The organism is Aquimarina sp. TRL1 (assembly GCF_013365535.1).
GTDB lineage: Bacteria > Bacteroidota > Bacteroidia > Flavobacteriales > Flavobacteriaceae > Aquimarina > Aquimarina hainanensis.
On sequence record NZ_CP053590.1, the window covers coordinates 2,502,948 to 2,517,142 of the forward strand.

General features: G+C 36.0%; 13 protein-coding genes. 10 read left to right on the forward strand and 3 right to left on the reverse strand.

All coding sequences use genetic code 11. The features are described from left to right. Nucleotides 1-91 precede the first annotated feature (91 nt). Both HN014_RS10075 and HN014_RS10080 read right to left on the reverse strand, forming a co-directional pair. Nucleotides 92-2,587, reverse strand: a complete 2,496-nt coding sequence (locus tag HN014_RS10075; protein ID WP_176028755.1) for a DUF5686 and carboxypeptidase-like regulatory domain-containing protein — start codon at nucleotides 2,585-2,587, stop codon at nucleotides 92-94. 120 nt (nucleotides 2,588-2,707) lie between these two features. Then, nucleotides 2,708-3,685 carry a pyruvate dehydrogenase complex E1 component subunit beta gene (locus HN014_RS10080; protein ID WP_176028756.1) on the reverse strand — a complete coding sequence of 326 codons (978 nt, stop codon included), beginning with the start codon at nucleotides 3,683-3,685 and terminating at the stop codon, nucleotides 2,708-2,710. 168 nt (nucleotides 3,686-3,853) lie between these two features. Here HN014_RS10080 and HN014_RS10085 point away from each other — a divergent pair, with 168 nt between their 5' ends. The 10 genes from HN014_RS10085 to fabD all read left to right on the forward strand — a co-directional run bounded on the left by HN014_RS10085 (nucleotide 3,854) and on the right by fabD (nucleotide 12,670). After that, nucleotides 3,854-4,600, forward strand: coding sequence for an electron transfer flavoprotein subunit beta/FixA family protein (locus HN014_RS10085; protein ID WP_176028757.1), 747 nt, complete (start codon nucleotides 3,854-3,856; stop codon nucleotides 4,598-4,600). A 74-nt stretch (nucleotides 4,601-4,674) separates the two neighbouring features. Then, nucleotides 4,675-5,643, forward strand: coding sequence for an electron transfer flavoprotein subunit alpha/FixB family protein (locus HN014_RS10090; RefSeq protein WP_176028758.1), 969 nt, complete (start codon nucleotides 4,675-4,677; stop codon nucleotides 5,641-5,643). 92 nt (nucleotides 5,644-5,735) lie between these two features. Beyond that, complete coding sequence (locus tag HN014_RS10095; RefSeq protein ID WP_176028759.1) at nucleotides 5,736-6,356, forward strand: bifunctional nuclease family protein; 621 nt, start codon at nucleotides 5,736-5,738, stop codon at nucleotides 6,354-6,356. Between the two features lie 47 nt (nucleotides 6,357-6,403). Beyond that, the gene (locus HN014_RS10100) at nucleotides 6,404-8,170 is read left to right on the forward strand and encodes a NupC/NupG family nucleoside CNT transporter (RefSeq protein WP_176028760.1); all 1,767 of its coding nucleotides are present in this window, start codon (nucleotides 6,404-6,406) and stop codon (nucleotides 8,168-8,170) included. A gap of 145 nt (nucleotides 8,171-8,315) precedes the next feature. Next, nucleotides 8,316-9,140, forward strand: a complete 825-nt coding sequence (locus tag HN014_RS10105) for a thymidylate synthase (protein ID WP_176028761.1) — start codon at nucleotides 8,316-8,318, stop codon at nucleotides 9,138-9,140. A 23-nt stretch (nucleotides 9,141-9,163) separates the two neighbouring features. Beyond that, a complete protein-coding gene (locus tag HN014_RS10110; RefSeq protein WP_176028762.1) occupies nucleotides 9,164-9,595 on the forward strand; it encodes an energy transducer TonB in 432 nt (143 codons plus the stop codon). A 263-nt stretch (nucleotides 9,596-9,858) separates the two neighbouring features. Continuing rightward, on the forward strand, nucleotides 9,859-10,317 hold the full coding sequence (locus HN014_RS10115) for a 2TM domain-containing protein (RefSeq protein ID WP_176028763.1): 459 nt from the start codon (nucleotides 9,859-9,861) through the stop codon (nucleotides 10,315-10,317). 5 nt (nucleotides 10,318-10,322) lie between these two features. Then, nucleotides 10,323-10,805 (forward strand): dihydrofolate reductase, encoded by a 483-nt coding sequence (locus HN014_RS10120; protein WP_176028764.1) that lies wholly within the window; start codon nucleotides 10,323-10,325, stop codon nucleotides 10,803-10,805. Nucleotides 10,806-10,811: 6 nt separating this feature from the next. Then, the gene (locus HN014_RS10125; protein ID WP_254884124.1) at nucleotides 10,812-11,663 is read left to right on the forward strand and encodes a fructosamine kinase family protein; all 852 of its coding nucleotides are present in this window, start codon (nucleotides 10,812-10,814) and stop codon (nucleotides 11,661-11,663) included. 125 nt (nucleotides 11,664-11,788) lie between these two features. Then, nucleotides 11,789-12,670: an ACP S-malonyltransferase gene (gene fabD / locus HN014_RS10130; RefSeq protein ID WP_176028765.1), complete on the forward strand. Its 882-nt coding sequence runs from the start codon at nucleotides 11,789-11,791 to the stop codon at nucleotides 12,668-12,670. A gap of 77 nt (nucleotides 12,671-12,747) precedes the next feature. Here the strand turns inward: fabD and HN014_RS10135 are convergent, their stop codons facing one another. Beyond that, on the reverse strand, nucleotides 12,748-14,028 hold the full coding sequence (locus HN014_RS10135; protein ID WP_176028766.1) for an amidohydrolase family protein: 1,281 nt from the start codon (nucleotides 14,026-14,028) through the stop codon (nucleotides 12,748-12,750). Between the last annotated feature and the right edge of the window lie 167 nt (nucleotides 14,029-14,195).

The following is a 14,195-nucleotide window of genomic DNA, read 5'->3' on the forward strand; positions in this document are numbered from 1 at the left end:
ATGGTTTTCGCAAAATTAACTTTACGTTAAAACCCTAGGCGAAATTTTGTAAAATCTGTAAAATAATTTTGGTTTTCCGAAGAATGATATATTAGAAGTAAAATCCAAAAGATCCTGTAACTCCAAACTTTCGGGCATCGGGATTGTCAAAATAGTTCCCTCTGAAATGAAAATCGATTCTGAAGATTTTGAAAATATTCCCCACTCCTAAGCTATATTCCCAATAAACCTCGTCATCAGGAGCGAGTAGAGGGATATTAGAAGGGGCACTCATGGCTATATTTTCATCCGATAATTCTCCCCAAACACCTCTAAGACCTACTAATTCTCTTAGGTTTAGTTTTCTTAATAAGGGGATTCTGGAAAAAATTCTCCCATTAAAATTATGCTCTAAATGAAGAGAGGCATAAGTATCTGTTGTGAATTCATAAAAATTAAGTAACGGGAAAGTGTTGTATATCGATAGATAGGTTTGGTTACCAGGAATTACACTTAGGAGCCCTAGAGGAACAGTTCCGTAGGTTTTTCCAAGCTCTAATGAGCTGTTTAAAACTCCAAATCCGCCAATGTTCCATGGTTGTCTGTAGTATAATTGTATTTTCTCGTAGTCAAAATCACTTTCTAATAACCCTTTTATTCCAGCACTATAATTAAGAAATAGCTGAGCATAATCTCCATCATTCACAACAATTCTATCGACGCCATATCCTGTTGTTTTTCTTCCAGGAGTATAGGTTAGTCGGGTCGAAATTTCTGTTTGTTTAATTTCTTGTCTTATCTCATTAGTATCGGGATCTATAAAATCAAGACTAAAGAGAGATCTGTCTGCAGGCTTTAAAGCTCGGAAAGTACCTGTCACTCCAATAGTGAAATTTCTTGCAGGCTCTATCTGAAGGTTAAAAGCAGATAAATTAATAGAAGTAAGTCGGTTATTGTCTCCCGTCATGATTACCGAAGAGGAAGCTAAACTTCTTCCTTCTACATCATTAGTGTTTGTGAGACTGGCTCCTAATTGTTCTACATCTCTTCGGTTCCCGCCAGAGATAATCAATCTGGATTTTCTGTCGACAAGTATTTTACCAGAAAGACCATATTTAAATTTATTGTCTTTAAAACCATAAGCACCATACCCTTCGATTCTCCATCGATCATTAGGAGAGAAGTATGTTCTACCCCCGGCTCTTAAACGTAAACCTTCAATATCATTATATCCTACAGTAGAAAATAAAGGACCAAAATCAAAATTATTGAATTCAATATATCCTGAAGCTAAGATGGTACCGATATTATAAAGACGTTTAAAAGCTTTAACTGTTTTTAAAGTGTCTAATAGCTTGTATACTTTTTTTTCATCCTTATTTAGCTCTTCCATTCGGGCATTTTTCCAGAATGAATCTTCTCTGTTGTAAACATCGTAGTTATAAGGATCGACCTGACTGCGGTAGAATTTTTTGTCTTTTTTTCTATCGAATTTGTAATCGTCGTATAACGTGGTTCTCTTACCGTAAATACCTCTGGACTTTTCTTTTTTATTAAAAGCAAAATCAGATTGGAAATAGTCTTTTGTAATTAAGAAAATAGAATCATTTAATACTTTGAATTCTTGTTCTATATAGAGATCTTTTACCCAGTTTATATTGGCACTTTTAGTAACTTCCAGATTAATTTCTTTAATCGCCCAAGTGGTGTCATTAACCCAGAAATCACCTTTAAAGGTAAGTTCGTTTTTTCTTCTGGGATAATAGATGATATTGTAGCACCATTTATTGTCGATATACGCACTGTCTGTTAATACATAATTGTATACGTTTATACCTGTCCTGGATAGAGGACTGGTAAAGCTTTTGTCAAAAAACTTCAGATAATTGTCATAAACATTATAATCAGAATATAAATCTTTTACAAAAGCAATTAATGTTTGATTATCGCTAAATCCGGCGTTTTTATTTCCTTTTAATACTTCCTTTAGCTCATTGGTTGTATTGTCTCCATATACGGTTGAAATTGCCTCGTTTAAGAAGATAGGAAGATAGGTTTTCCCGGTAATTCTGGAGGTGTCAATATCATCAAAGATAAACTCCATACCATTAAAGATTCTGCTGTTTATAAAGGCACTATCAATGGTGTTGATATCGAATTCCAGTTTTTCGTATTTATTATAGCTGTATTGTTTAAACTTTTTAATCCCGTTTTCTCTTCGGTATTCCCATATTTTTCGAAGAATATCAATAGCAGGGTTGTTCTTTTTCGAGGTTTTTCCTTTGTATATAACGACTTCATCAAGAGCAGCAGCTTCTTCTTCAAGGGTAATTTCCATATTGTAGGAAGTTCTCTTGTTTAGCGTGATGCTTTTAGTTTGGAATCCGACAAAAGAAACACTTATAGAGGTGTGGTTTTTGTCTGATTCCATATAGAAGCTTCCATTTTCATCGGTAATCGTTCCTATGGTTGAATTCTTAAAAACGATATTCGCAAAAGGAATAGGTGTACTATTGCTGTCTAACACTTTTCCACTTACTTTTGTTTGTGAAAAAAGAGTTGCGCTGCCGATTAAAAATAATACAATTACGAAAATCCTCTGCTTCATTAAATACACTTGTTTTGTGTCGTCATAGGTTGTATGTTTCTCGATAATAAATCTGTAGTTACATAACAAATGATTACAGCTTATATGATTGCGCGAAGACGCAAATTAATATACTTTATTTTATTTGTACATTACTTTTGTGACAGCTTTAACAACATCTTCACTATTAGGTAGCCATTCTTCTAATAATACAGGAGAATATGGTGTAGGTGTATCAGCAGTGTTTATTTTTATGATTGGAGCATCCAGATGATCAAAAATAGTAGCTTGTACCTGATAAGTGATTTCTGAAGCTACATTAGCAAAAGGCCAAGCTTCTTCTAGTATAATTAATCGGTTAGTCTTTTTTACAGAAGTAAAAATGGCTTCAAAATCTAACGGGCGAACGGTTCTCAAATCGATGATCTCACAAGAAATGTTGTCTTTCGCTAGTTGATCAGCAGCTTTGTAAGCTTCTTTAATTATTTTTCCAAAAGAAACTATAGTGACATCTGTTCCTTCTCTTTTGATATCAGCGACACCTAGAGGAATGGTGTATTCTCCTTCTGGTACTTCTGCCTTATCACCGTACATTTGCTCACTTTCCATAAAGATAACCGGATCATCATCTCTAATAGCAGATTTAAGAAGTCCTTTAGCATCTTTAGGGTTAGAAGGCACGACAACTTTTAATCCAGGTGTATTGGCGAACCAGTTTTCAAAAGCTTGAGAGTGGGTGGCACCAAGTTGTCCTGCAGAAGCAGTCGGTCCTCTAAAAACGATAGGAATATTGAATTGTCCTCCACTCATTTGGCGCATTTTAGCAGCATTGTTAATGATTTGATCAATTCCTACTAATGAGAAATTGAAGGTCATAAACTCTACAATAGGTCTGTTTCCATTCATGGCGCTTCCAACAGCAATTCCGGCAAACCCAAGTTCAGAAATAGGAGTGTCAATCACTCGATCAGGTCCGAATTCGTCAAGCATTCCTTTACTAGCCTTGTAGGCTCCATTGTATTCTGCGACTTCTTCACCCATTAAAAAAATAGAATCATCACGGCGCATTTCCTCGCTCATGGCTTCACAAATTGCTTCTCTGAACTGTATTGTTTTCATTTATAAAATAATTATTTTTGTGCTACAACGTAGTTGGCAAAAGTAGCAATTAATCCTTTTTAGAGGAAACCGAAACCTTAAAAAATTATTATGCATGCATAGTATTTTAAAGTTTTTATTTGTACTTTCGTCCATAATGTCAAATAATAAAAAAAACAACGATATAAAATGAAAATATTAGTTTGTATAAGCCATGTGCCGGATACTACTTCTAAGATAAATTTTTCGGAGGGAGATACTAAGTTCGATACTAACGGTGTGCAATTTGTGATTAACCCAAATGATGAATTTGGATTGACAAGAGCGATGTGGTTTAAAGAGAAACAAGGGGCTTCTGTAGATGTGGTGAATGTAGGAGGAGCAGAAACAGAGCCTACTTTAAGAAAAGCTTTAGCAATAGGAGCTGATAACGCAATTCGTGTAAACGCAGAGGCAACAGATGGTTTTTTTGTAGCAAAGCAGTTAGAGAAAGTAGTGAAAGACGGAGGGTATGATTTGGTGATAGCAGGAAGAGAGTCTATCGATTATAACGGAGGAATGGTTCCAGGAATGCTAGCTGCATTAACCGGGGCTAATTTTGTGAATACTTGCATCGGGTTGGAAGTAGAAGGAGATACAGCAACTGTAACTAGAGAAGTTGACGGTGGAAAAGAAACTGCAACGGCAAAATTACCTTTGATTGTTGGAGGTCAAAAAGGATTGGTTGAAGAAAGTGATCTTAGAATTCCAAATATGAGAGGGATTATGATGGCTCGTAAAAAACCGTTAACAGTGGTAGATCCAGTTGCAGCTGAAGAAGGAGTGAAAACTGTTCAGTTCGAGAAGCCAGCGCCAAAAGGAGATGTAACTTTAGTTTCTCCGGATAACATTGGAGAATTAGTAGACCTTCTTCATAACGAAGCTAAAGTGATCTAAGAAATCACAAAAAAATTACAGTAAATCAATAAAAAATAACCAGTAATGTGCTGGTATAAAATATTTAAAAAAATATGTCAGTTTTAGTATATACAGAAAGCGAAGGAGGTAACTTTAAGAAAGCCGCCTTTGAAGTTGCTTCATATGCAAAAGAAGTAGCAAGCATGTTGGGAACTACAGTGACTGCAGTAAGTATTAATGCAAGTAATAATGAGGAGCTAGGACGTTATGGAGTGGATAAAGTTTTAAATGTATCATCTGGTAATTTAGAGCAATTTAGTGCAAAAGCATATGCAGAAGTTATAAAGCAGGCCGCAGAAAAAGAAAATGCAACTGTAGTGGTAGTAGGATCTAGTATTGATAGTAAATTTGTTGCTCCTGCTTTGGCGGTAAATCTGAATGCAGGATATGCTTCGAATGTAGTGGCTCTTCCAGAAAGTACAGCTCCTTTTAAGGTGAAAAGAACAGCTTTTTCTAATAAGGCATTTGGTGTTGTTGAGATTTCTTCAGATGTAAAGCTGATAGGACTTTCTAGTAATGCTTTCGGAATTATAGAAAATGAAGTTTCTGCAGCAGTAGAAAATTTTGAACCAGCTGTTGGGGATGAGAATTTCTCAGTACATGTTACTGCTGTAGATAAAGCAACTGATAAAGTTTCTATAGCAGATGCAGAAGTGGTAGTATCAGGAGGAAGAGGGTTAAAAGGCCCTGAAAACTGGGGGATGATAGAAGGGTTGGCAGATGTTCTTGGTGCTGCAACGGCGTGTTCTAAGCCTGTAAGTGATATGGGATGGAGACCACATGGAGAGCACGTAGGACAAACAGGAAAACCGGTAGCATCTAACCTGTATATTGCAGTAGGTATTTCTGGAGCAATTCAGCATTTGGCAGGAATAAACTCTAGTAAAGTTAAAGTGGTGATCAACAATGATCCAGAAGCTCCGTTTTTTAAGGCCGCTGATTATGGAATCGTAGGAGATGCATTCGAAGTTGTGCCAAAACTTATAGAAAAATTAAAGGAATTTAAAGCGAATAACGCATAATTTTCATAAATTGTGCCCACGTAAGGGCTGTTTGAACTAATTTTTAAGTCCGTTTGTTCAAACAGCCTTTTTTTTGTTAATAAATTTCATGCATGAGCTTAGTCCGCCTAAATATAAAAGGAATATCATATAGTCAGACGCAAAATGGTGCGTATGCTCTTATCTTGAGCGAAGTAGATGGAGAACGAAAGTTGCCGGTTGTTATTGGTGCGTTTGAAGCGCAATCAATTGCAATTGCTTTGGAGAAAGAAATCAAACCTCCCAGACCATTGACGCATGACTTGTTTAAAAATTTCGCAGATCGATTTGATATTGTGGTAAAACAAGTGATTATTCATAAGCTGGTTGATGGTGTTTTTTATTCAAGTATTATCTGTGAAAGAGATAAAATTGAGGAGATTATTGATGCGAGAACAAGCGATGCCATTGCCTTAGCTCTTCGCTTTCAGGCACCTATATTTACGTATAAAAACATCTTAGATCAGGCAGGAATTTATTTAAAAGTAAATCCTAAAAAGGATGAAGGGAATGAAGATGCTTCAGGATTGGATATGGATGAATTAATATCCGAAGAAGTTGAATTGGAAGGAAAGGAAGCAGGATATCAGGATTTATCTTTAGAAGAACTTACCAGACTGTTAGAGCAAGCAGTAGGAAATGAAGACTATGAACTTGCTGCCAGAATCCGAGATGAAATTTCTAAACGAGGATAGATAGCTGTCTGTTAGCTTTTGTCCGATATTTTAATGATTTTCAATTTATGAAGAAAGGTTTTTTTGCATTTCTGTTCATACTGTGTGCAGTATTGTTACCTACGGTACAAGCTGCGCAATCAGATATTACACCTTCTGTCAAAAAAAAAGAACAGACTTCCCGAACCAATTTTTGGCAAGTAGTAAGCTCTGTTTCTTATGTTTCATATCCTGATGTTGTTGCATCAGAGAATGTGGTGAATAAAGGAAAAGATTTTATTGAATTCAAAGCAGATGGAACATACAGTTTCTTAGTGAATAAAGTCTTCACCAGTGGGTATTGGATTCAAAATAATAAGTTGCTTGTATGTAAGCAAAAAGTACCTAAGGTAATTGATGTTTATTATGAAGTGATCGAAGAATCTCCTATTTCTATGAAAATCAAAATAGGGAACAAGGTAGTTTCCTTGATTTCTTCAAAGCATCCCGATTATATTAATTTGAAATCAAATGCTGATACAATCATACCTAATCAAGGTTTTTCCTTTACCAGTCTATGGAGGGGAGTCTTAGGGATGGTCGTTTTGTTGTTGATAGCATTTTTGTTTAGCAGTAACAGAAAAGCAATTAATTGGAGAACGGTAGTGATTGGTTTGGTAGCACAATTGCTGTTAGCTTTTGGGGTACTTAAAATAAGTTTTGTTCAGCAGTTTTTTGAGTTTGTAGGAGGTTTATTTGTTGCAGTTCTTAATTATACAGTTGTTGGTAGTGAGTTTTTACTGGGAGGCATTATGGATGTTTCTTCCTACGGGTTCATTTTTATTTTTCAGGTATTGCCCACTATTATTTTCTTTTCAGCACTGACTTCTTTGTTGTTTTATTTGGGAATCATCCAAAAGATAGTTCAGGCATTAGCATGGGGTTTGACTAAGTTGTTAAAGATATCCGGAGCAGAAAGTTTGAGTGTGGCAGGGAATATCTTTCTGGGACAGACTGAGGCACCGTTGATGATTAAAGCGTATTTAGAAAAAATGAATCGTTCCGAAATCCTGCTTGTTATGATTGGAGGGATGGCTACAGTTGCAGGAGGAGTCTTGGCGGCTTATATCGGTTTTCTAGGAGGTAGTGATGAAGCATTGAGGTTGGTTTTTGCAAAACACCTTTTGGCGGCTTCAGTAATGGCAGCTCCCGGGGCAGTAGTGATCTCTAAAATTTTATATCCGCAAACAGAAAAAATAGATTCTAATATAGAAGTTACCCAGGATAAAATAGGAGCAAATATTCTGGATGCTATAGCTAATGGTACTACAGAAGGTTTGAAACTGGCAGCGAATGTTGGAGCGATGTTGTTGGTTTTTGTGGCAATGATAGCCATGCTTAATGGAGTGTTGACCTGGGTAGGTGAGGTGACAACTCTTAATGGAATAATCGCATCAGTAACTCCGTATAAAGCGCTTTCTCTCGAAGCGATATTAGGAATTGTTTTTGCCCCTCTTATGTGGCTGATTGGAGTAGCAAAAGAGGATATGATGTTGATGGGCCAGTTATTAGGAGTGAAGCTCGCGGCAAGTGAATTTGTAGGGTATATTCAATTAGCGGATTTAAAAAATCCAGGGAATGTTCTTCATCTTACTTATAATAAGTCGATCATCATGGCTACGTATATGTTGTGCGGCTTTGCTAATTTTGCTTCTATTGGGATACAGATCGGAGGAATTGGTTCTCTGGCACCAAAACAGCGCAAAAATTTATCAGAATTTGGTATGAAAGCCTTGATAGGAGGAACGTTAGCTTCTCTGTTGTCAGCCACTATTGCAGGGATGATTCTTGGGTAATTAACACTTTCTTAATAAATTGTTAAAAAATATTCTTTTCTAAGGGAATAATCAAGGAGTTGAAAATAGCTTCATTTGCAATTTTTTGTATATTTGGAAATATAGTAATAACACTACTCGATTTAAAAAGTTGTAATCAGAAATTATGAAGCAGTATCTTGATCTTGTCCGTCATGTGATGGAGAATGGAAATGAAAAAGGAGACCGTACAGGTACAGGAACCAAAAGTGTATTTGGCTATCAGATGCGTTTTGATCTAAGTGAAGGTTTCCCTATGGTTACGACAAAAAAAATACATTTTAAATCTATTGTTCATGAGTTATTATGGTTTTTAAAGGGAGATACGAATGTAAAGTATTTACAAGATAACGGTGTCCGAATATGGAATGAGTGGGCAGATGAAAATGGCGATTTAGGACCTGTTTATGGTCATCAATGGAGAAATTGGGATGGTACGGGAGTTGACCAGATCAAAGAGGTGGTAGAAACACTAAAGAAAAATCCGGATAGTAGAAGAATGCTAGTTTCTGCTTGGAATCCTAGTGTAATGCCAGATACTACTGTTTCTTTTTCAGAAAATGTTGCAAACGGAAAAGCAGCACTCCCTCCATGTCATGCTTTTTTTCAATTTTATGTGGCAGATGGTAAGTTGTCTTGTCAGTTATATCAACGAAGTGCGGATATTTTTTTAGGAGTTCCTTTTAATATTGCTTCTTATGCATTATTAACAATGATGATAGCGCAGGTTTGTGGTTATGAATATGGAGAATTTGTGCATACCTTAGGAGATGCACATATTTATAATAATCATACCCAACAATTGGAGTTACAGTTGTCTAGAAACCCCAAAAAATTACCCGTAATTAAAATAAACCCAGAGGTTAAAGATATTTTTGGCTTTGTTTTTGATGATTTCATCTTAGAGAACTATGACCCACACCCACATATTAAGGGAAAAGTCGCAGTCTAACCCTAAATTTAAACTGAATTATTATGAACAAACTACTTCTATTCTTTGCTCTTGTCTGTATGACGATGGCTTCGTATGCTCAGGATAATATAATACTATCCAGAGAAAATGCTAATGAAAAAGGGATTACCCCAATTTGGCCCAGATGTGATCGATCCAGACAAACACCTATTAAGTGTTTTGATAATAAATTAAGAGATCATATTATCAGGAATTTTCAATATCCGGATATCGCTTTAAAAGATGGATTAAGCGGAACAGTTACCGTAGAATTTATCATTAACAAAAAAGGAAAAGTTGAAGTTCTTGAGGTAACAGGAGCACATCGTTATTTGCAGAGAGAAGCAATTAGAATTATTAGAGCACTTCCAAAAATGGAACCGGCAAAATGGGGGCAAAAGCCGATTGCAATTGCTTTTACTGTACCAATAACCTTTGTGAAGCCCAAAATTTGATTGCATTCATAAATTAGCTAGGTTTTTTATAAGTAGTAGTGCTACTTAATTCACTTCATAAATATCCCGTATTAATCTACTAAATCAACAGCGTATCGTATAAAAATACTTCTTTCTTTATTAATCAAAAATATCTGTGAACTACTCGGATACAAATTAAGTTGGGATCTAATTTGTTTCGTGTGTAGGTAAGGTCAATAGAGTATACTGGATTTTTAGTAAAAACTAGTATATTTACTTGAGAATTATAATATACCATTAGGATGTTTTCAAGAAAGAAGGAGATTGCTGGGATTGATCCTTTGCAGAGAGAATTATACGAACATGCTCGGAAGCGAGTTGTACAGAAAAAAAGGCTGTTTCAACACTTTGTAATCTTTATAGTAGGTTCTCTTTTTTTAATCATATTTAATCTTGTATTGGGATTTGGAAAAGAAATAACTTTTCTGGATACAGACTGGTTTGTTTTTGCGATTCTTTTTTGGTCTTTTCTGTTTGTTCTTCATTTTTGTAATGTTTGGTTATTTAGCAAGTTTATGGGAAAAGATTGGACTGATCGTCAAATGGAACGCCTTATAGCGGAACAAAAAAAAGAAATTGCGCAAATACAACGAGAGGTTGACCTAATGCATCCCAAAGAAGAATTGCTAAAAAAAAAGGAGGATTTGATGGTAGAAAAATCTCAAAAACCTCAGCCGCCTCAAACACCAGAAAACACGTAAAAACTATGATTACAATGATTGCTGCTGCGGCAGAAAATAATGCATTGGGAAAAGATAATGACCTGGTCTGGCACCTTCCAGATGATTTCAAACGATTCAAAACACTAACAACAGGACATCATATCATCATGGGAAGAAAGACATTCGAATCATTTCCCAAACCTTTGCCTAATAGAGTACATGTGGTAATTACCAGAAATACGGAATATGAGGCAGAAGGTGCTATTGTTGTTCATTCGATGGAAGCGGCCTTAGAGATTGCCAAAAATGATTCTCAACCCTTTATTATTGGAGGAGGAGAGATTTATGCAATAGGTATGGAATTTGCCGATTGTATAGAGTTAACCAGAGTTCATGGAACCTTTGAAGCAGATGCTTTTTTTCCATTAATAGATACGAATATCTGGGAAGTAGTCGAGGAAGAACGACACGAAACAGATGATCGCCATCAATATGCATTTACATACCTTACTTATAAGAAAAAATAAAGATTCTTGCTCCCCGAAAATTTGATAGCTCATTTTGAGGTTGTTTTGTCAAAAAAAATAACAGCACATATGCCCTTATCCGGAGGGGATATTAATCAGGTGTATTTATTGCAGGTCGATCAAGAGGGGTATGTGGCTAAAATAAATGATAAAGCCACTTTTCCCGGGATGTTTCAAAAAGAAGCAAAGGGGTTGCAATTATTAAAAGCAGTAGACGGGGTAAACGTTCCTGATGTTATCTATGAGGGTAACTTTGGACAATTTTCTTTTTTATTAGTAACCTATATAGCTTCTGTTGCACCAGCGACTAATTTCTGGAACTTATTTGCAGAACAATTAGCACGTATCCATCAACAGACCAATTGGCTGTTTGGATTGTCTTTTGATAATTATATAGGAAGTCTTCATCAATATAATGACTGGCAATCAGATCCGGTAACTTTTTTTATAGAACAACGATTATTTCCTCAGTTCAAATTAGCGCAAAAAAAGGGATATTTATTTGCTGGAGTAGCGACGTTTTATAAAAATCTGGAGAATGAAATTCCGCAAGAACCCCCTTCACTCATTCATGGAGATTTATGGAGTGGAAATTTTATTGTTAATGAAGTGGGAGCTCCGTGTTTGATAGATCCGGCAGTGTGTTATGGATCAAGGGAGATGGATATAAGCATGATGCAGTTGTTTGGCGGATTTGATATGCAGGTGTTTGAAAGGTATAATGAGATTTTCCCATTAGAGAATAAATGGGAAGAAAGAATTAAAATCTGGCAGTTGTATTACATTCTGGTACATTTGAATTTATTTGGACAAGGATATTATTTGTCTGCAAAAAAAATTGTGGATTCCTATTCGTAGCACAGTATCTGTCCTGAAACGTTTGTTGTACGCTATAACGAGTCTTGTTTGTAAGGAATCTGAATTTTCGATTTGTCTGTTTTATAACTTTTACATTACTTTTGCTAAAAATTAAACAATACTATATGAATGCATATGTATTTCCAGGTCAAGGAGCACAGTTCTCAGGAATGGGACTTGATTTATATGAAAATTCGGAATTAGCGAAAACGCTATTTCATAAAGCAAATGAGATTTTAGGATTTGAAATTACTAAGATCATGTTTGAAGGAACAAAAGAAGAATTACAACAAACTAAAGTTACCCAACCTGCTATATTTTTACATTCTGTAATTTTGAGTAAGGTTATGGGGGCATCTTTTAATCCAGATATGGTAGCAGGGCATTCTCTGGGAGAGTTTTCTGCCTTGGTAGCAAATGGAGTATTAGAATTTGAAGATGCATTGCGTTTGGTGTCTAAAAGAGCTTTAGCGATGCAAAAAGCATGTGAATTAAAACCTTCTACAATGGCTGCAGTGTTAGGGTTAGAAGATGCTGTAGTAGAAGAGGGGTGTGCTGTTATTGATGGAATTGTAGTTCCTGCTAATTACAATTGCCCTGGGCAGCTAGTAATTTCAGGAGAAATACCAGCGATCGAAAAAGCATGTGAATATATGAAGGAGAAGGGGGCTAAACGAGCATTGGTATTACCTGTAGGAGGAGCATTTCATTCTCCATTGATGGAACCGGCAAGAGAAGAATTGGCAGCTGCTATTGAAGATACGGTGTTTAATACTCCAAAATGTCCTATCTATCAAAATGTACCGACAACAGCGGTTACTGATGCTAATGAGATTAAAAAGAATCTGATTGCTCAGTTAACAGCTCCGGTAAAATGGACACAAAGTGTACAGCATATGATTGCTGATGGGGCTACTGTCTTTACAGAAATAGGACCAGGTAAAGTTTTACAAGGACTAGTTAAGAAAATAGAAAGGTCGGTAGAAACAGCTTCTGCGGCTGTATAAATCAATCAAATGTATAATATAAAAAGCCCTTTCTATTGTTAGAAAGGGCTTTTTATATTTATAAGATGAATGTTTATTTATTCTGATTTGTATATCTTTCCTTCTTTCATTACAAAAGTGACATGCTCCATAGTTGAGATTTTTTTGATAGGATCGTCATTTACAGCAATAATATCAGCAATAAACCCAGGAGTAATTTGCCCTAGCTGATTTTCCATATGAAGAATTTTGGCATTAGTGATAGTTGCACTTTGGAGGGTTTCCATAGCGGGCATTCCTGCTTCTACCATATATTCGAATTCTTTTCCATTATTCCCGTGCTTAAATACGCCGGCATCAGTACCAAAAGCGATCCCAACTCCTCTTTTATAGGCTTTGCCAAATGTGTTTTGAATTTTGGGACCAATTTCTAATGCTTTAGGGACAATGATCGCAGGATAATATCCGTCAATTTTTGCTTTATCGGTTACTTCTTTTCCTGCTGTAATAGTAGGAACCAGGTAAGCGTCATATTGTTTCATTAGATCCATTGTTTTTTCACTCATTAAAGTACCGTGTTCAATGGTTTTTACTCCGCCAATAACAGCTCTTTGCATTCCTTCATCTCCGTGAGCATGGGCAGCTACATGGAACCCATAGTCTTTGGCGGTTTCGCAAATAGCTTTAATTTCTTCTATGGAGAATTGAGGGTTAGAGCTACTTTTTGCAACGCTAAGTACTCCGCCAGTAGCAGTTATTTTTATAACATCTGCTCCGTTTTTATATCGCTGTCTAACGGCTTTTTTTGCATCCTCGATACTGTTAACAACCCCTTCTTTAGGGCCTGGATCTCCAATTAGTTTTCGGTTGCTGCCATTTGTGGGGTCTGCATGACCTCCGGTAGTGGCTAATGCTTTTCCTGCGGTAAAAATACGAGGACCTATGATTCGTCCTTTGTTAATTGCTTTTTTTAAAGAAATATTGACACCACTACCACCAAGATCCCTGACAGTAGTGAAACCTGCAAGTAAAGTGGTTTCGGCAAATCCTACAGAGTTATAAGCAACATCGGCTTCACTAGCGGTGTATTTTTCCAGATATGCATTAGGATTGGTTTCACTTTCCAGGTGCACATGCATATCAATCAGACCGGGTAATACCGTTTTGTTTTTTAAATCTATAAGAATGTCATCTTTGTGATTTTTATCAATGTATCCATTCTGTATGCTTTTAATTTTACGTCCATGAATAACAATGGTTTTTTCGGAGAGCGTTGTACCGTTTTTAGTGTCAATAACCTTTCCGCAATGGAGGTAGGTGTCTTGTGCAATTAATACAGAACAACATAAAGAAAAGAGTGCGGTGTAAACAACTTTCATAGTTTCGTGTTTTAATAAGTTTGTGCCCATTAAGTATTAAATAAAATAGCAAGTAGCTTCAATAAAAGGATTTATGGGTTTTTGCAATTTATGTTAAAAAAGTGTTTGTAAATGAATTTTTGTGATTTTTTTAATGGTTGCCTAATGATCATAAGTCAGGTCGATTC

Bases quoted from the DNA above. Each gene is read 5' to 3' on its own strand.
- HN014_RS10075 (WP_176028755.1), bottom strand. From the start codon at position 2,587: ATGAAGCAGAGGATTTTCGTAATTGTATTATTTTTAATCGGCAGCGCA.
- HN014_RS10080 (WP_176028756.1), bottom strand. From the start codon at position 3,685: ATGAAAACAATACAGTTCAGAGAAGCAATTTGTGAAGCCATGAGCGAG.
- HN014_RS10085 (WP_176028757.1), top strand. From the start codon at position 3,854: ATGAAAATATTAGTTTGTATAAGCCATGTGCCGGATACTACTTCTAAG.
- HN014_RS10090 (WP_176028758.1), top strand. From the start codon at position 4,675: ATGTCAGTTTTAGTATATACAGAAAGCGAAGGAGGTAACTTTAAGAAA.
- HN014_RS10095 (WP_176028759.1), top strand. From the start codon at position 5,736: ATGAGCTTAGTCCGCCTAAATATAAAAGGAATATCATATAGTCAGACG.
- HN014_RS10100 (WP_176028760.1), top strand. From the start codon at position 6,404: ATGAAGAAAGGTTTTTTTGCATTTCTGTTCATACTGTGTGCAGTATTG.
- HN014_RS10105 (WP_176028761.1), top strand. From the start codon at position 8,316: ATGAAGCAGTATCTTGATCTTGTCCGTCATGTGATGGAGAATGGAAAT.
- HN014_RS10110 (WP_176028762.1), top strand. From the start codon at position 9,164: ATGAACAAACTACTTCTATTCTTTGCTCTTGTCTGTATGACGATGGCT.
- HN014_RS10115 (WP_176028763.1), top strand. From the start codon at position 9,859: ATGTTTTCAAGAAAGAAGGAGATTGCTGGGATTGATCCTTTGCAGAGA.
- HN014_RS10120 (WP_176028764.1), top strand. From the start codon at position 10,323: ATGATTACAATGATTGCTGCTGCGGCAGAAAATAATGCATTGGGAAAA.
- fabD (WP_176028765.1), top strand. From the start codon at position 11,789: ATGAATGCATATGTATTTCCAGGTCAAGGAGCACAGTTCTCAGGAATG.
- HN014_RS10135 (WP_176028766.1), bottom strand. From the start codon at position 14,028: ATGAAAGTTGTTTACACCGCACTCTTTTCTTTATGTTGTTCTGTATTA.